Here is a 15,851-nt window from a genome sequence, read left to right as displayed (position 1 = left end):
GCACAATGCCCCAGTTTAACGCACTCGGGCCGGCAAACTGGAACGAAGCGTCTCAAGGTGCCACGAGACAACCCTGTCTTCACCCAGCCACACCGCACTTGAACGTCCTAGCGTGCCGCTGCTGGTGTCGCCCGCTGCCATCCCCATTTCCAGGAAGACAGTGAAATCCGGCACATACCGGGCTTCGAAGCGATCACGATACGCTGGGTTCCAGCCGGCGCCTGTCCCCGCCCTGCGATAGGGGTACACTGCCGGCCGTGAGCGTCCAGGCATCCCGCCGAACGCACCGCGGCAGTGCGCCGCGAGGCAACGACGAGGGTCGCGCCACCGGGCATGGCCCAGTTCACCCACCTCCGGCATGGCCGGGTGCAATCCAAGACGAGAAACCAAGATGAGCGACAAGGTTGTACATGTCGGCGATGCCGACTTTGATAGCGCAGTGCTGAATTCCAAAGAACCGGTGCTGGTCGATTTCTGGGCCGAGTGGTGTGGCCCGTGCAAGATGATCGCGCCGGCGCTGGACGAACTGGCCGATGCCTACCAGGGCCGCGCCAAGATCGCCAAGGTCAACGTCGACCACAACCGTGCGCTGGCCGCCAAGTACCACGTGCGTTCGATTCCGTACCTGGTCGTGTTCAAGGACGGCGAGAAGGTCGGCGAGCAGATCGGTGCGGTGGGCAAGGCCCAGCTGGCTGGCCTGCTGGACAAGGCGCTGGCCTGATCCTGCGGTTTCACGGCAGCCGCCGCGTGCGGCTGCTGTCGGGCGCACTGCGTCCATGATGAATGCTGTTCCCGGCGACCCTTGCACGGCGCCGCAGGCCGATGATAGTGTCGGCATATCCGGCCGCGTTCGCGTGCCGCACCCTCTGGACGCCGTTTCTTCCAGACCCATTCCCAACGTTCGCCGCCCCAGCCGGGCGCTCGCACCTTCAAGCGAGGAATAACGCTCTTGTCCGATAACACTCCCGAAACCGGCAGCGCTGAAGCGCCCGCCGAAAAGCGCGTGCGCAAGGCCCGCGTAAGCAAGGCAGCCGCTCCGGCCGCCGCCGAAACCAGCGCCGCTCCGGCGCAGCCGACCCTGCCGCTGGCAGCCGCGCCCGACGCGCCGGCGCCGGCCGCTGCGCCCCCTGCGCCGAGCGCGCCCGCCGCCGAGGCCCCCGCCAGCAGTGGCGGCGGTGAAGGCGGTGAGGGCCGCGAATCCGGCCAGCCGCGGCAGCAGAACCACCAGGGTGGTGGTCAGAACCAGAACCAGAACCAGAACCAGAATCCGTACAACCAGAACCAGCAGGGCCAGGGCCAGGGCAACCGCCGTGACCGCTTCCGCAACCGCCGCGACCGCGACCGTGATCGCAATGGCGGTGGCAACGGCGGCCGCTTCCGCGATGACGGCATGCCCAACGATGGCGGCGACCAGCAACCGTTCGTGCCGCGCCCGCACGCCAACGTGCCGGAAGGTTTCCCGGTCTATTCGCTGAGCGACCTCAAGCGCATGCCGGCGCAGAAGCTGCTGGAGATTGCCGAGCAGCTTCAGATTTCCGAAGGCGTGGCCCGCGCCCGCAAGCAGGACGTGATCTTCGCGCTGCTGAAGGTGCTGACCCGCCACGGCGATGGCGTCGCCGCCGATGGCGTGCTGGAAATCCTGCCCGACGGCTTCGGTTTCCTGCGTGCGGCCGAGGCCAGCTATCTGGCCGGCCCGGACGACACCTACATCTCGCCCAGCCAGATCCGCCGCTTCAACCTGCGCACCGGCGACCACCTGTCCGGCCGCATCCGCTTCCCGAAGGACGGCGAGCGCTACTTCGCGCTGTCGATCGTGGACACCATCAACGGTGAGCCGCTGGAAGCGTCGAAGAACAAGGTGCTGTTCGAGAACCTGACCGCGCTGTTCCCGCGCCGTCGCTTCACCCTGGAGCGTGGCAACGGTTCGTCGGAAGACATCACCGGCCGCATCCTCGATCTGATGGCGCCGCAGGGCAAGGGCCAGCGCTCGCTCATCGTGTCGCAGCCGAAGGCCGGCAAGACGATGATGATGCAGCAGGTGGCCACGGCCATCACCACCAACCACCCGGACGTGCACCTGATCGTGCTGCTGATCGACGAGCGCCCGGAAGAAGTGACCGAAATGCAGCGCACCGTGCGCGGCGAGGTCATCAGCTCGACCTTCGACGAGCCGGCTGCGCGCCACGTGCAGGTGGCCGAAATGGTCATCGAGCGCGCCAAGCGCCTGGTCGAGCACAAGAAGGACGTGGTGATCCTGCTCGACTCGATCACCCGCCTGGCCCGCGCCTACAACAACGTGGTGCCGAGCTCGGGCAAGGTGCTGACCGGTGGTGTGGATGCCAACGCCCTGCACCGCCCGAAGCGCTTCTTCGGTGCCGCGCGCAACGTGGAAGAAGGCGGCAGCCTGACCATCATCGCCACCGCGCTGGTCGACACCGGCTCGAAGATGGACGAGGTGATCTACGAAGAGTTCAAGGGCACCGGCAACAGCGAAGTGCACCTGAGCCGCCGCATCGCTGAAAAGCGCGTGTTCCCGGCCATCGACATCAACCGTTCCGGCACCCGCCGCGAAGACCTGCTGATCGAACCGGAACTGCTGCAGAAGATCTGGATCCTGCGCAAGCTGCTGCATCCGATGGATGAAATGGCCGCGATGGAGTTCCTGCTGGACAAGATGAAGAACACCAAGTCCAACGACGAGTTCTTCGGTTCGATGAAGCGATAAGAAGGAAGCCCCGCATTGCGGGGCTTTTTTTCACCTTCTGGAACGGCGCAACCACGCATGGCGTGGAACTACGAACAGATCTCGCGTGGGTCCAGGCCGAGGTCGCGGCAGATGCGGTCGTGGGCCAGGCCGGCGCAGCGCAGGGTGCCGCCCAGCATTTCGCTGAGGATGCTGCTGCCTCGATAGGCCAGGTAGCACCACGGTTCCACCGGCACCTGGCCGCCCTGTGCCTTCATCACCAGGCGCGCCTCTTCCCAGGCACCGGCAAAGTACAGCGCCAGCGCGAATTCGGCGCGCAGGCGGCGCTCGCGCGAGGACGTGCAGGCGGCCAGCGCGCGCTCCAGCCCGGCGGAATCCACATCCAGCCAGTCCAGCAGCGCGGTGCGTACCAGATCGGCCAGGCCCGGCACGTTGGCTGCGCGTACCACCCCGACAATCTCCAGCGGTGCATTGCACTCGTCCATCCATGGGTGGGTCCATTCAACAACGTGCGAGGCGATCACTGCATGGGCATCGCGGCCACGCGGCGCGTGTTCGCTGATCCAGCGCAGGTAAGCCCACATCTCCTCGTCGCTGCCGCTCCACTTTTCCATGCTGGCCTTGGCCATCATGTAGATCGAAGGCGCGTGGAATGGCGCCAGCGCCATCACTTGCGCGAACCGGTCACCGCGTGCATCACGCTCGATACCGCAGACCACGTCGCAATGCAGCAGGCCGTAGATCGCCAGCGGAGGGGCATCGGCACGGTCGGCCAGCTCCCTGAACAGCCTCTGCGCGGCCTGGAACTTCAGTGGGAAGGCACGCTTGCGTGCTTCGGGAATTTCATGGAAGTAGGTTTCGCCACGCAGGCGCCAGCCTTCGCCCAGCTCGGCAAAGGCCAGCAGCAGCGCGGCGTCCGTGGAATGCGGTTCAGTGGCGCGCCATTGCGCCGCCAGCGCCGGTGCCTCCACTTGCTTGCCGACATAGGCATAGAAGTCCACCTGATCGCCTTCGTGGACATCCATCATCCGCGACGAGGCCTGCGTGTACGCGCCCTGCCGAACCAGCTCCAGCAGGGCACGAGCTTCACTTACGAAGGAAACATTGATGGTGGAGGCGTAAGGCTGCAGCCTTGCGCTCCGGAGCAATCCGCGCATGATCATCCTTGTCTATGGATCCGCCCATCAAGCGGATCGAATCGTGGTGCGGCAGTTTAACGGCGCACCACGATCAGAAAGCAGGCCGGCATCCCGCCACGTCACCCTGGCGGGCAGCCGATCAGCCTGGTTGACGCCCACGCAATGGACGTCGAGCGCTTTCCACGCTTCCACCAGGCGCTGGCGCAGGCGCATGTGGCCGAACCGGCGCCAGGCGATGCCGTCTACATCCCCTCGCTTTGGTGGCGCCACGTGCTCGATGCCGATGTGTTGACCCGCGCACACTTCCAGCGCAGGCACAGGGCGTGCTGGCCCCGCTGGTAGCCGACAGTGCCCTGCAGATCCGGCAGACCCTGCGCCAACGCCTGCAGCGCCGAGCCGGGCAGCGACCGCCGCTTCACCCGCAGCGGCAGCGTTTGTGGCGATAATGCAGCCCCGCACCCGGCGACGCCCGCCGGCGCTGCACGCCCTTCGCCTCATGTAGCTCTGCATGCGCCTGATTTCGCCCCGCCTCAACCTGGGCAAGCTGATCCTTGCCCTGGCCCTGCTCAGCGCCATCATCGCCCTGGCCAACACGTTGCTGGCCAGCTACCGCGTGCAGCGCGACCAGCTGGTCGGCAATACCCTGGAAGCCAACCGCGTCTATGCCACCAAGCTGGCCGAGACCACCCAGAACTTCCTGCTGGCCGCGCAGCAGGAGCTGGCCTACGCCGCCACCCGGCTCGGCCAGAGTGACCTCGATCCGGCCCAGGCCCAGGACGAGGCCAGCCGCCTGCAGCTGCAGACCAACAGCTTCAACTCCTCGCTGGTGGTCGACGCCGACGGCCTGGTGATCGCCACCTCGCCGCAGACCCTGCAGCTGCAGGGCGAGATCCTGCACAGCGTCGGCAACAACGCCGCATTGGCGGCACGCCAGCCGATGATCAGCGATCCCTACCAGTCGGCCACCGGCAAGCTGCTGGTCTCGCTGTCGCACCCGATCTTCGATCGCCAGGGCCACTATCGCGGCTACGTCAGCGGGACCCTGTACCTGCGCCAGCGCAGCGCGCTGCACACGCTGCTGGGCAAGCATTACTACCGCGACGGCTCCTACCTGTACGTGGTTGATCGCCATGGCCGCCTGCTGTACCACGCCGATGGCAAGCGGGTCGGCGACTACGTGGTCGGCAATCCGGCGGTGAAGGCGGTAGTGCGCGGTGAACGCGGTGCGCAGCAGGTACGCAACAACCTCGGCGTATCGATGCTGGCCGGTTATGCGCCAGTACCGGCGACCGGCTGGGGCATCATTGCCCAGCGGCCGACCGAAGCCACGTTGCAGCCCTTGTCGCGGTTGATGACCGCGGTGATCTGGAACGCGATCCCGCTCGGCCTGCTGTCGCTGCTGATCACCTGGTGGTTTGCCCGGCGCATCTCGCTGCCGCTGTGGCAACTGGCGCGCAATGTGCAGGGGGGCGAGGACACCGGCAATGCGATCAACCACGTCAGTGGCATCCGCGCCTGGTACTTCGAGGTGGCCCAGCTCAAGCACGCGGTGCTGCACAGCTTCAATGCGTTGCAGGACCGTATCGGCACGCTCAACCGCGCCAACCGCACCGACCCGCTGACCGGCCTGCTCAACCGCCGCGGCCTGCAGCAGGCACTGGACGCGTTGCAGGTGCAGGGCATCCCCTTCGCGATCCTGGCACTGGATATCGACCGCTTCAAGGCGATCAACGACGGCCACGGCCACGACGTCGGCGATGCTGCCATCGTCCACATTGCCGACCAGATGCGCCGCTATTCGCGCGACAGCGATTTCCTGTGCCGTTCCGGCGGCGAGGAATTCCTGCTGCTGCTGCCCGGCATTGCTGTCGAGCCGGCGCGGCAGGCCGCCGAACGCCTGCGCCAGCATATTGCCGATCATCCGTTCGCAGCGGTCGGCAACATTACCGTGTCGCTGGGCGTGGCCCATTTCCCCAGCTTCCACGTCGATGCCGAGCAGGCGCTGCGGCTGGCCGACAAGGCCCTCTACATGGCCAAGGAACAGGGCCGCAACCGGGTAGTGGTGTACCCGTACTCGGGCTGAGACGACAGCGGCGGCCTGCGCCGACGGCGATCACGCCAGGCGGTGGCTGGCCGCGTAGGGCGGCGTATCGGGATAGTCACCACTGGCGAAGCGCGCCTGCAGGCCCTGCCACCACGCCGGATCGAACAGATGCCGATAGTGCTCGCGCACGGCGGCCAGCTCGCCGGCAGGCAGGCCCATGAACGGACCGAAGCGCTCGGGGAACACATCGCGCGCGCCCACATGGAACCAGGGCTCGTCGGCCAGCGCCTCTTCGGGCGTGCGCGGCTGCGGCCAGGCGCGGAACACGCAGTCACTGACCAGGCACAGTTCGTCGTAGTCGTAGAACACGGCACGGCCATGCCGCGACACACCGAAATTCTTCGGCAGCATGTCGCCGGGGAAGATGTTGTTGCGCGCCATGTCGGTGATCGCCTGCGCGTAATCGAGCACCGCCGCCCGCACCGCCTCCGCGCCCTGCTCGCGCAGGTACAGGTTCAATGGACGGAAACGCCGCTGCACGTAGCACAGCGCGATCTCCACCTCATCGCCATCGAGGCGGACGCTCTGCGCGCACTGCTGCAGCAGTTCATCCAGCAGTGCCGGCGCGAAGCGACCACGCGGGAAGCGCAGATGCCGGTAGGGCTGCGCATCGAGCAGGCGGCCGACGCGATCCAGGTTGAACACCAGTGCGTACTTCTCTTCCACCTGTTGCCGCGACATGGCCTTGGGCCAGGCGAAGCGGTCGCGGATCAGCTTGAATACCAGCGGGTAGCTGGGCAGGGTGAACACCGCCATGACCATGCCCGGCGTGCCTTCGGCGTGCACCAGCCGCTCCTGCGGGTGTTCATTGAAGTGGCGGAAGAAGGTGCGGTAGCGCTCGGTCTTGCCCTGCTTGGCACGCCCCAGCACCGTGTAGATCTCGTCGATGGGCTTGCCCGGCAGCAGGCTGCGCAGGAACACCACTGCGTCACCGACAGTGGCCAGGTCCGCCTGGAAGTAGCTGCGTGACACGCCGAACAGGTGGGCGACATCGCGACGCCGGGTCAGCACTGCATCGGCACGCAGGCCACGCGCGTCGTTGACCAGGGCGATGACGCACGGGGAAAAGCGATGCTCGCCGAACACCCGGCCGACCAGGTAGGCGCGGCGCTCCCGGTAGAACACGGTGTCGAGCAGCTCGATGCTGCGCACCGGCGTATCGCCCCAGTGGGCCAGATCATCCTGCAGGCGCACAGCGATGGCCGCCGCGCAGCGCAGCTGGTGCGCATAGGGAATGTCGAAGCGGTAATCGGCCAGCACGCGCTGAAAAGCCTCCACCGGCCGCGTCGGCGAGACCGCATAGGTGTGCCGCGCGACCGGGTGAGTGATCGCATCGGACGGCTCGACATCAAAGGCGATGAACTCCAGCGCCGGATCCACGCCACGGATGGAAAACAGGCGCCGCGACAACGTGTTGTAGAAGGTCTTGTACAGTTCGGCGTCGATCAGCCCCCGCAGCAGTGCGCTGTACTGCGCATGCACCTGCAGCCACAGCGCGCGCGCGCCGATCGCCTCGCCGGCGAGGCGGCGCAGTGCATCCATCTGTTCGGCAATGCACAGGTCGTACAACGCGATGCGTTCGACCGCATCCTGGCGCGCACCCGCCCAGTCACGCTGTTCGAAGCGCTGCCGTGCCCGGGCAGTGATCGCCGCGAAGCGGGCGTGGTACCGCTCGAAACCATCGCGGATGGCGGCGGCGACGCGCGGCGCCATGTCGGCATCGAAGTCAGGCTCGGACATGCAGGGCTCACCCGGAAGGACCGGCCTCACCATACGCTGGCGTGGGGTGGCTTGTGTAGGGCCGCTGCGCGCCGCGACAAACGCAACGATTCCTACAGACCCGATGCCTCCCTGCTGCCTACCCTTTCAGGCCCAACAACGGCACGAGGTGACGCATGCAGCAAATGACCTTTATTCCACGCGTGGAGGAAGGCAACGTAATCCCGCAGCGCGCCCGCGACGGTTACATCAGCGCGACCGCCCTGTGCCAGTCCGTCGGCAAGCGCTGGTCCGACTACCGGGCGCTGAAATCGACGGAGGAGTTCCTGCAGGAGCTCAAGGCGCAGACGAAGCTGTCGGAGAATGAGCTGATCCACGTGGTATCCGGTGGGAACCGGGCCATGCAGGGCACCTGGATCCACCCGTACCTCGCCATCCACCTCGGCCAGTGGCTGTCGCGCAAGTTCGCAGTGAAGGTCTCGCAGTGGGTGGTGGAATGGCAGCAGGGTCGCGCCAATGCGCTGCTGCCCGTGCACATCGATCGCTACATGCAGAACCGTGCGAAGGTGCCGTACACCCATTTTTCGATGCTCAACGAGCTGACATTGAACCTGATCGCACCGCTGGAGCAGGCAGGCTATACGCTCCCGCAGGCGCTGGTGCCGGACATCTCCGAAGGCCGCCTGTTCTGCAGATGGCTGAGGGATCATCGCGGCGTCAACACCGATGCACTGCCCACGTATGACCACACCTACCCGGATGGCCGGACGGTGCAGGCCAAGCTGTATCCCAACGAGTTCTACGAGGACTTCCGCCGCCATTTCAACGAAGTGTGGCTGCCCCAGAAGGCGCATACGTACTTCGCCAGGCGCGACAGCGAAGCGCTTTCGTTCGTGACCACGCTGCTGCTTCCACCGCAGTGAAAGCAGCGCCGAACGTGCTCGGCTGCTTCGGCTGAAAGCAGCCGAGCATGGCTCGGCTCTACAGTGGCAATGAGCAGCCGAGCATGGCTCGGCTGTACAGGAGCCGATGGCTCAGATCGCCAGTTCCGTCTCTACGTCCTGCACCTTGCGCCGCGCCAGCGCCAGGTTGGACTTGGCCCTGTCCAGCACGATGTAGAAGAACAGGCCTTTCTTCTTCGCCACCGGGCGCATGATGTGGTACGCCTTGCCCAGCGAAATCAGGATGTCCTCGATGCTGTCGTTGAGGTTCAGCGACGCGGCGGTCTTCATCTTGGCGCGGATCACTTCGGTGTTGCCGGCAGCAGCCACTTCCATGTCCATGCCGGTGCCGGCTTCACCCAGCAACATGCCACTCTCGTAGTCGACCAGCGCCACCGCCTGCGCGCCGTCGATGCCCATCAGTGCGTTCAACGATTCAGTCAATCCAGCCACGTCGCTCCCCTCTCAATGTTGGTTCGAGCCCCTTGTTCCCCTGCGGCCGGGCTCAGGCTCCGCCGAGTTCGGCCAGGATCGCCTGGCCACATTCCCTGCTCTGCCACAGCACCTGGCCGATCACGCTGCGCTGGTCGCAGGCCGCCATCAGCAGCAGCGGTGCGCGTCCTTCGGCCTGGATGGCCAGCATCAACACCTTGCCGCCGGCGGCCTCCAGCATCAGCGTCTGCAGGTCTCCCAGCACCAGCTCCCGCCCCACCGCCGCGGCCAGTGCCAGCATCGCGCTGGTCATCGCCGCCAGCCGTTCGCCGCGTCCCTCGGCGCCGGCGCTGACCAGGGCGAAGCCATCGACACTGGCCAGCACTACCGTGCGCACGCCTTCCACCCGCTGCTGCAGGTCCTGCAGCAGGGGCTGCAGGCGCTCACGCTGGCCGGCATCGGGCAGCACGGCCACCTGCCCGTCAGCCATGCGCCGCCACCAGCGCGTGCGCTTCCATTTCGCTCATCAGTACGTCCATCAGCAGCAGTCCCTGTTCGCGGTCACGGGCATCCACGGCCAGCAGTGGCAGCGGCTGGTCATCGAGGCAGGCACGGGCGGCCCAGTCATCCAGCGCGGCCTGTGGCGCCTGGTCCAGGTGGGTGACCGCCACGACCAGTGCCAGGGATGATGCGAACGGCTGCAGCACCTGCAGGTAGTCCTCCAGCTCACTGGCCAGGCCGGCGCGGCGCGCGTCCAGCAGCAGCACTGCGCCACGGGCACCCTGCAGCAGGATCGGCCACAGGAAATCGAAGCGCTGCTGGCCGGGCGTTCCGTAGAGACGCAGGCGTTCGCCGTTGGGCAGGTCGATGTCTGCGTAGTCCAGGGCGACGGTGGTGGAGGCCTTGTCGGCGCCGAGGCGATCACTGTTGGCCACATCGGTGTCGACCACCGCACCGGCCGCGATGCTGCGCACCAGCGTCGACTTGCCACTGCCCATGCCGCCCAGCACCACCACCTTGTGTTCACGCATTGCGCTCGCTCCCGCGCAGGTGCCGCCACAGGCGGGCAAGCAAACCGTTGTCGGTGCGGGTGCCGCCGGTCGCCATCATCGGCGTCGCCGCGGCGGCCTGCAGCTGCGCGTAGCCACACAGGTAGGCGGCATGGATGAAATCGCGCACGGCCGCCGCCGGCAGTTCGAGCAGCATCGCGCATTCTTCAACCGTGCACGCGCGCTTGAGCAGCAGCGAGCACAGGCGGAAGCCATCGTGGTCGTGACCCAGTACGCGGAAATCGGGCCAGCGCAGCAGCTTTACCGAGGTACCGCGCAGGCGTTCATCCAGTGCCTGCCAATGGCGGCTGCGTTGCGCCCATTGCCACAACAGCGGCCGCAACGGCTGGCGTGGTCGCTCGCCACCCAGCGCCTGCAGGCGCGCCGGTGTCAGTGCATCCAGCTGCAGGCGTTCGAAGGCATCGGCCAGGCGCTCCACCAGTGCGCTCGCCGGTTCCTGCAACAGTACGGCCTGGTCGTGCTCCAGGTCCATCAGCAGCAATGGCTCGCCTGCGTCACTCAACAATGCCTGGCCCTGGCGTAGCGGCAGCCGCTCGCGCAGCAGGCGGGTGATGGCGTGCGCGCCATCAGCCAGGCGGATCGGTGCAGGCGCGTGCATGGGCAAGGGCTCCGGTGCCAGCTGCATGCCACGCAGCGCGCGGCCGATGGCGCCATCGTCGAGTACATGCTGGTGGCCATCGCCCTCGCGCAGCTGGCCGCCGATGTCCTCGATCCAGCAGTGCAACTGCGGTCGCTGCTGGCGCATGCGCTGGGCCGCATTGCGCAGTGCCGGCGTATCGCGGATGACCAGCAGGTCGCAGTCGTCCAGATCCTGGCTGCGCCGGATCTGGCCGTCCGGCAGTGCCGACGCCAGGCGCAGTCGTTGCAGCAGGGCCTGCTCGCCCTGGATGTCGGTTCCCACTACCAGCACGCGTGCCATCCGTGTTCCCCGTGCGGCCACCTCCCCGGTGGCCTCGCGTCGCCAAGGCTAGGGCATTGCCAACGAAGACCGTCGTGATCGACTGCTCAGATCAAAGGCGGCTGCGGACCGCCTCCTGTCGTTTCTGCGACGGCCATCGCGGGCAAGTTTCATGCCCCGTTGACGGCATTCCGACAGCCGACGGGAGTCACGGTTCTGGACGCGGGTCGAATGGGGTCAGATCCCTTTTGCATGGCAAAAGGGATCTGACCCCGGAGCCCAAAAGAAAACCCGCGCCGAAGCGCGGGTTCCGGTGCCACGGCCGAACGGCAATGGATCAGCCGCGCAGCTGCTCCAGCGCGGCGTTGAAGGTCGCGCTCGGGCGCATCGCCTTGCTGGCCTTGGCCACGTCCGGGCGGTAGTAGCCGCCGATGTCCACGGCCTTGCCCTGCACCGCGATCAGCTCTTCGACGATCTTCTGCTCGCCGTCGGTCAGCGCCTTGGCCAGCGGCGCGAAGCGTGCCTTCAGCGCAGCATCCTCGTCCTGCGCGGCCAGCGCCTGTGCCCAGTACAGCGCGATGTAGAAGTGGCTGCCGCGGTTGTCGATGCCACCCAGCTTGCGCGACGGCGACTTGTCGTTGTCCAGGAACTGGCCGTTGGCCTCATCCAGCGCCTTGGCCAGCACGCGGGCGGCGGCGTTGTCGTAGCGGTTGCCGAGGTGTTCCAGCGACGCGGCCAGGGCCAGGAACTCACCCAGCGAATCCCAGCGCAGGTAATCCTCTTCAACGAACTGCTGCACGTGCTTCGGGGCCGAACCACCGGCGCCGGTCTCGAACAGGCCACCACCCGCCATCAGCGGCACGATCGACAGCATCTTGGCGCTGGTGCCCAGCTCCATGATCGGGAACAGATCGGTCAGGTAGTCGCGCAGCACGTTGCCGGTCACCGAGATGGTGTCCTCACCCTTGCGGATGCGGGCCAGCGAGAACGCGGTCGCTTCCACCGGCGGCAGGATGCGGATGTCCAGGCCGGTGGTGTCGTGGTTCTTCAGGTACTGCTCGACCTTGGCGATGACCTGCGCGTCGTGGGCGCGGGCGGCATCGAGCCAGAACACGGCCGGGGTGCTGCTCAGGCGGGCGCGCTCGACGGCAAGCTTGACCCAGTCCTGGATCGGCGCGTCCTTGGTCTGGCACATGCGCCAGATGTCACCGGCTTCCACGGCGTGTTCGAACACCACGGTGCCGGCATCGTCGGTCACCTTGACCACGCCGTCGGCAGCGATCTGGAAGGTCTTGTCGTGCGAGCCGTACTCTTCGGCCTTCTGTGCCATCAGGCCGACGTTGGGCACCGAGCCCATGGTGGCCGGGTCGAAGGCGCCGTGCGCCTTGCAGTCGTCGATGACGGCCTGGTACACGCCGGCGTAGCAGCGGTCCGGAATGACCGCCTTGGTGTCCTGCAGCTTGCCTTCGGCGTTCCACATCTTGCCGGAGTCGCGGATCATCGCCGGCATCGAGGCGTCGACGATCACGTCGCTCGGCACGTGCAGGTTGGTGATGCCCTTGTCCGAATTGACCATGGCCACGCCCGGGCGCTGTGCGTACTCGGCGGCCAGGTCGGCTTCGATCGCAGCGCGGGTGGCTTCGGGCAGCGACGGCAGGCGCGCAGCCAGGTCACCGATACCGTTGTTGGCATCGAACCCGGCCTGCTTCAGCACGTCGGCGTGCTTGGCCAGCACGTCCTTGTAGAACTCGTTGACCGCCACACCGAACATGATCGGATCGGAGACCTTCATCATGGTCGCCTTCAGGTGCAGCGAGAACAGCACGCCCTGGGCCTTGGCATCGGCGATCTGCTCACCGATGAAGGCCGCCAGTGCCTTGCGGCTCATCACCGCGGCATCGACGATCTCGCCGGCCTTGACCGCGGTCTTTTCCTTCAGCACGACGGCGCTGCCGTCCTTGCCGTGGAAGGTGATCTTCAGCGAACCGGCGTTGGCCAGGGTGGCCGACTTTTCGCTGCCGTAGAAATCGCCGGCGGCCATGTGCGCGACGTGCGACTTCGAATCCGACGCCCAGGCGCCCATGCGGTGCGGGTGCTTGCGCGCGTAGTTCTTCACCGACAGCGGCGCGCGGCGGTCGGAGTTGCCTTCGCGCAGCACCGGGTTCACCGCGCTGCCCTTGACCTTGTCGTAGCGCGCCTTGTAGTCGCGCTGCTGGTCGTTGGCCGGGGTTTCCGGGTAATCCGGCAGCGGATAGCCCTGGTCCTGCAGCTCCTTGATGGCCGCCTTCAGCTGCGGCACCGAGGCGGAGATGTTCGGCAGCTTGATGATGTTGGCGTCCGGGGTGGTCGCCAGCTGGCCGAGTTCGGCCAGGTCGTCGCTGACCTTCTGCGCATCGCTGAGCAGTTCCGGGAACTGCGAGAGGATGCGGCCGGACAGCGAGATGTCACGGGTTTCCACCACGATGCCGGCAGTGGCGGTGTAGGCGTCAACGATCGGCAGCAGCGACTGGGTGGCCAGGAACGGGGCTTCGTCGGTCAGCGTGTAGAGAATCTTGGACATGGGGGACTTGGACTCTGTAGCAATGCTCAGGGGAAGGCCGGCGCCAGCGCCGGGCCACGTGCAACCGTGTCGCTTTCCCCCACCGCGGTCAGGGTGGGCGCGCGGCGGGGAAACCCCTGCATTGTCGCGTTTTCAGCCGCGCGGGGCAAAGCCACGCCATACGCGGCGGTACTGCACGGCGGCAACGCTGTGATCCATTCACGCCTGTCCATCGCTCAATAAAAAGGACGCAGCCTCGCGGCTGCGTCCATCGTGAGCCCTGCCGGGAGAGAGTCGGCAGGACTTACTTGACCTCGAACTCCTGCGGCGTTCCGGCCGCCTTGCCATCGATGGTGACCTCGGCGCGGTACTTGCCCGCCGGCCAGCCCTTTGCATTCTTGAACGTGACGTTGGTGGTTTCCGCGCCACTGGTGTTCAGGGTGGCGTTCTGTTCGCCGGCCACCTGGCCGTCCTGGTAGGTCAGCTTCGCGCCAACGGTGACGTTGTTGGCGGCGCCGTCGGTCTTGACCGAGACGATGACGTCATCCTTCGGTGCGAACAATGCCGTGGTCGCAACCGACTTGTCGGCGGCGGCGGTTTTGCCGACGGTGACCGACGAGACGTTGACTGCGGCGGCCTCGGCCATCGGCGGTGGTGCGCCGGTCATCGGCGCCGGCGCTGCGGGTTCGGCCGGGGCGGTCGCTGCCGGAGCGGCGTTGGTCTCGGTCGACTCTTCCTTCTTCTTGCAACCGACCAGGGCGACGCTGCCCAGCAGGGCGGCGATCAGGGCGGTCTGGAGCGGGGTGGTCTTGATCATTCGGGGTTCCTCCCAGGGATTGTCGGACGGCGTTCGATGGCCGGCTTACTTCGGCGGCAGCTTCAGGGTCTGGCCCGGGAAGATCTTGTCCGGGTCATCAAGCACATCGCGGTTGGCTTCGAAGATCTTCTTCCAGGCATTGGCGTCGCCCAGATGCTGCTTGGCGATCTTCGACAGCGAGTCCCCCTTCTGCACGGTGTAGGTGCCGCCGCTGACAACGTCGGCGGTACTGTCCACCGAGGCGCTGACGCCGGAGAAGTCCGCCTTCGGCACCTGCTCGGCGGTACTGTCGACGCTGCTGCTGACGCCGGAGAAATCGGCTTTCTTCTCGGTACTCATCCACAACTCCCGTCTGCATGACTACGTGATTCGCACGGTGCCATGGAGGTTGTTAAATGGGGATGGTGCAGATGTGAAGCCGCCCCCGGGGACGGCTGAACAATCGGGAGAGAAGGTGTCCGGTCGTGCCGGCCAGCGGCCGGCACGACCCGTAACCGCCTGTGGCGGTTACTGCCGCAGTTCGCGGAAGGTCGCAGCCGGGGCGGCGATGCCCGGGCTGGCACGCCAGGGATTGATATCCAGGCCACCACGGCGGGTGTAGCGGGCCTCCACTTCCAGCCAGTGCGGCTGGCAGCGCGCGGTCACCTCGCTGAAGATCCGTTCAACGCACTGTTCGTGGAACTCGGCGTGCTCACGGTAGCTGACCAGATAGCGCAGCAGGCCGGCGCGGTCGATCTTCGGCCCTCGATAACGCAGGCTGACCGTGGCCCAGTCCGGCTGGCCGGTGACCGGGCAGTTGGACTTCAGCAGCGCCGAGACCAGGGTCTCCTCCACCACTTCGCCGGCATCGGCAGAAAGGAAGTCGGCCTGCGGCGGACCGTAGCAGTCGATGCCCACGTCCAGCCCATCGATGGATTCGCCCAACGGCGCCTCGCGCAGTTCCGGCAGGCCGAATTCCACCTGCACCGGCGCACCGGCACAGGCCGACAGATCGGCGGCGACGCGCGCGCGCAGTGCTTCGGCGCTGTCGATGCGGGTGCTGTTGAGGGAGTTGAGGTACAGCTTGAACGACTTCGATTCGATCAGCCGGGGCGAGGTGCATGGCACCTGCACGGTGGCCACGGCCACCTGCGGCTTGCCGCGCGGGTCGAGCCAGCTCAGCTCGAAGGCGTGCCAGCGGTCGTGGCCCACGAACGGCAGCGCGGCGTCATCGAGGCCGATCTCGGCGCGGGCGCCGCTGCGGGGGATGGGAAACAGCAGGCCGGGATCGTACTGCGACGGGTAACTGACCTCGCGACCGAGGCTGGAGTCCTGGGGGGTGTTCATGGGCGCCATTGTATCGCGCGGAGGGCGGGCCTCCGGCCGGGCCGGCCAACGGCGAGGCCCCTCCGTGGTGGTGGTGTTGCCGGATACAGGAGCTGGCCGGGAGGGTGGGTTGGCTGGGGGACGCCGTGAATCCATCCATGGAGGCTCGGTCGCCGCATCCAT

Annotated in this window: 14 protein-coding genes and 1 pseudogene; 5 read left to right on the top strand and 10 right to left on the bottom strand. The window is 66.7% G+C overall.

What is annotated here, in order from left to right; genetic code table 11:
• The first annotated feature begins 391 nt into the window (after positions 1 to 391).
• Both trxA and rho read left to right on the top strand, forming a co-directional pair.
• Entirely contained in the window at positions 392 to 721 is a 330-nt protein-coding gene (trxA, locus tag ARC23_RS10025) for a thioredoxin (protein WP_005411275.1), read from the top strand.
• A gap of 228 nt (positions 722 to 949) precedes the next feature.
• Positions 950 to 2,725, top strand: coding sequence for a transcription termination factor Rho (gene rho, locus ARC23_RS10020; protein WP_057497101.1), 1,776 nt, complete (start codon positions 950 to 952; stop codon positions 2,723 to 2,725).
• A gap of 68 nt (positions 2,726 to 2,793) precedes the next feature.
• Here the strand turns inward: rho and ARC23_RS10015 are convergent, their stop codons facing one another.
• Positions 2,794 to 3,861: a hypothetical protein gene (locus tag ARC23_RS10015; protein WP_152985246.1), complete on the bottom strand. Its 1,068-nt coding sequence runs from the start codon at positions 3,859 to 3,861 to the stop codon at positions 2,794 to 2,796.
• 105 nt (positions 3,862 to 3,966) lie between these two features.
• Between ARC23_RS10015 and ARC23_RS21215 the strand changes: the two are divergent.
• Both ARC23_RS21215 and ARC23_RS10005 read left to right on the top strand, forming a co-directional pair.
• Positions 3,967 to 4,116 (top strand): annotated as a pseudogene (locus tag ARC23_RS21215) (cupin-like domain-containing protein); the annotation flags it as partial.
• 235 nt (positions 4,117 to 4,351) lie between these two features.
• Complete coding sequence (locus ARC23_RS10005; protein ID WP_057497098.1) at positions 4,352 to 5,926, top strand: sensor domain-containing diguanylate cyclase; 1,575 nt, start codon at positions 4,352 to 4,354, stop codon at positions 5,924 to 5,926.
• A 30-nt stretch (positions 5,927 to 5,956) separates the two neighbouring features.
• On the opposite strand, the gene aceK is transcribed toward ARC23_RS10005, so the two are convergent.
• Positions 5,957 to 7,687: a bifunctional isocitrate dehydrogenase kinase/phosphatase gene (aceK, locus tag ARC23_RS10000; RefSeq protein WP_057497097.1), complete on the bottom strand. Its 1,731-nt coding sequence runs from the start codon at positions 7,685 to 7,687 to the stop codon at positions 5,957 to 5,959.
• Between the two features lie 164 nt (positions 7,688 to 7,851).
• Between aceK and ARC23_RS09995 the strand changes: the two genes are divergently transcribed.
• Positions 7,852 to 8,589, top strand: coding sequence for a KilA-N domain-containing protein (locus tag ARC23_RS09995; RefSeq protein WP_238985229.1), 738 nt, complete (start codon positions 7,852 to 7,854; stop codon positions 8,587 to 8,589).
• 111 nt (positions 8,590 to 8,700) lie between these two features.
• Here the strand turns inward: ARC23_RS09995 and ARC23_RS09990 are convergent, their stop codons facing one another.
• From ARC23_RS09990 to queF, 8 genes are all read right to left on the bottom strand, one after another.
• The gene (locus tag ARC23_RS09990; RefSeq protein ID WP_057497095.1) at positions 8,701 to 9,060 is read right to left on the bottom strand and encodes a hypothetical protein; all 360 of its coding nucleotides are present in this window, start codon (positions 9,058 to 9,060) and stop codon (positions 8,701 to 8,703) included.
• 52 nt (positions 9,061 to 9,112) lie between these two features.
• Positions 9,113 to 9,529: a roadblock/LC7 domain-containing protein gene (locus ARC23_RS09985; protein WP_057497094.1), complete on the bottom strand. Its 417-nt coding sequence runs from the start codon at positions 9,527 to 9,529 to the stop codon at positions 9,113 to 9,115.
• Positions 9,522 to 10,070: a GTP-binding protein gene (locus ARC23_RS09980; protein ID WP_057497093.1), complete on the bottom strand. Its 549-nt coding sequence runs from the start codon at positions 10,068 to 10,070 to the stop codon at positions 9,522 to 9,524. Before ARC23_RS09980 ends, ARC23_RS09985 begins: the two co-directional genes overlap by 8 nt.
• The gene (locus ARC23_RS09975) at positions 10,063 to 11,028 is read right to left on the bottom strand and encodes a hypothetical protein (RefSeq protein WP_057497092.1); all 966 of its coding nucleotides are present in this window, start codon (positions 11,026 to 11,028) and stop codon (positions 10,063 to 10,065) included. The genes ARC23_RS09980 and ARC23_RS09975 overlap by 8 nt, the downstream gene beginning before the upstream one ends.
• Before the next feature lie 316 nt (positions 11,029 to 11,344).
• Positions 11,345 to 13,567, bottom strand: coding sequence for an NADP-dependent isocitrate dehydrogenase (locus tag ARC23_RS09970; protein ID WP_057497091.1), 2,223 nt, complete (start codon positions 13,565 to 13,567; stop codon positions 11,345 to 11,347).
• 283 nt (positions 13,568 to 13,850) lie between these two features.
• Positions 13,851 to 14,363, bottom strand: coding sequence for a hypothetical protein (locus tag ARC23_RS09965; RefSeq protein ID WP_057497090.1), 513 nt, complete (start codon positions 14,361 to 14,363; stop codon positions 13,851 to 13,853).
• Between the two features lie 45 nt (positions 14,364 to 14,408).
• Positions 14,409 to 14,702, bottom strand: a complete 294-nt coding sequence (locus ARC23_RS09960; protein ID WP_057497089.1) for a LysM peptidoglycan-binding domain-containing protein — start codon at positions 14,700 to 14,702, stop codon at positions 14,409 to 14,411.
• A gap of 168 nt (positions 14,703 to 14,870) precedes the next feature.
• Positions 14,871 to 15,689, bottom strand: coding sequence for an NADPH-dependent 7-cyano-7-deazaguanine reductase QueF (gene queF / locus ARC23_RS09955; protein WP_057497088.1), 819 nt, complete (start codon positions 15,687 to 15,689; stop codon positions 14,871 to 14,873).
• Between the last annotated feature and the right edge of the window lie 162 nt (positions 15,690 to 15,851).

The organism is Stenotrophomonas beteli (genome assembly GCF_001431665.1).
GTDB lineage: Bacteria > Pseudomonadota > Gammaproteobacteria > Xanthomonadales > Xanthomonadaceae > Stenotrophomonas > Stenotrophomonas beteli.
Note: the sequence above shows the minus strand (reverse complement) of the source record. Positions and strands in the feature narration are given on the sequence as shown.

Bases quoted from the DNA above. Each gene is read 5' to 3' on its own strand.
- ARC23_RS09975 (WP_057497092.1), bottom strand. From the start codon at position 11,028: ATGGCACGCGTGCTGGTAGTGGGAACCGACATCCAGGGCGAGCAGGCC.
- ARC23_RS09970 (WP_057497091.1), bottom strand. From the start codon at position 13,567: ATGTCCAAGATTCTCTACACGCTGACCGACGAAGCCCCGTTCCTGGCC.
- ARC23_RS09980 (WP_057497093.1), bottom strand. From the start codon at position 10,070: ATGCGTGAACACAAGGTGGTGGTGCTGGGCGGCATGGGCAGTGGCAAG.
- ARC23_RS10005 (WP_057497098.1), top strand. From the start codon at position 4,352: ATGCGCCTGATTTCGCCCCGCCTCAACCTGGGCAAGCTGATCCTTGCC.
- ARC23_RS09985 (WP_057497094.1), bottom strand. From the start codon at position 9,529: ATGGCTGACGGGCAGGTGGCCGTGCTGCCCGATGCCGGCCAGCGTGAG.
- ARC23_RS09965 (WP_057497090.1), bottom strand. From the start codon at position 14,363: ATGATCAAGACCACCCCGCTCCAGACCGCCCTGATCGCCGCCCTGCTG.
- queF (WP_057497088.1), bottom strand. From the start codon at position 15,689: ATGAACACCCCCCAGGACTCCAGCCTCGGTCGCGAGGTCAGTTACCCG.
- trxA (WP_005411275.1), top strand. From the start codon at position 392: ATGAGCGACAAGGTTGTACATGTCGGCGATGCCGACTTTGATAGCGCA.
- ARC23_RS09960 (WP_057497089.1), bottom strand. From the start codon at position 14,702: ATGAGTACCGAGAAGAAAGCCGATTTCTCCGGCGTCAGCAGCAGCGTC.
- aceK (WP_057497097.1), bottom strand. From the start codon at position 7,687: ATGTCCGAGCCTGACTTCGATGCCGACATGGCGCCGCGCGTCGCCGCC.
- ARC23_RS10015 (WP_152985246.1), bottom strand. From the start codon at position 3,861: ATGCGCGGATTGCTCCGGAGCGCAAGGCTGCAGCCTTACGCCTCCACC.
- ARC23_RS09995 (WP_238985229.1), top strand. From the start codon at position 7,852: ATGACCTTTATTCCACGCGTGGAGGAAGGCAACGTAATCCCGCAGCGC.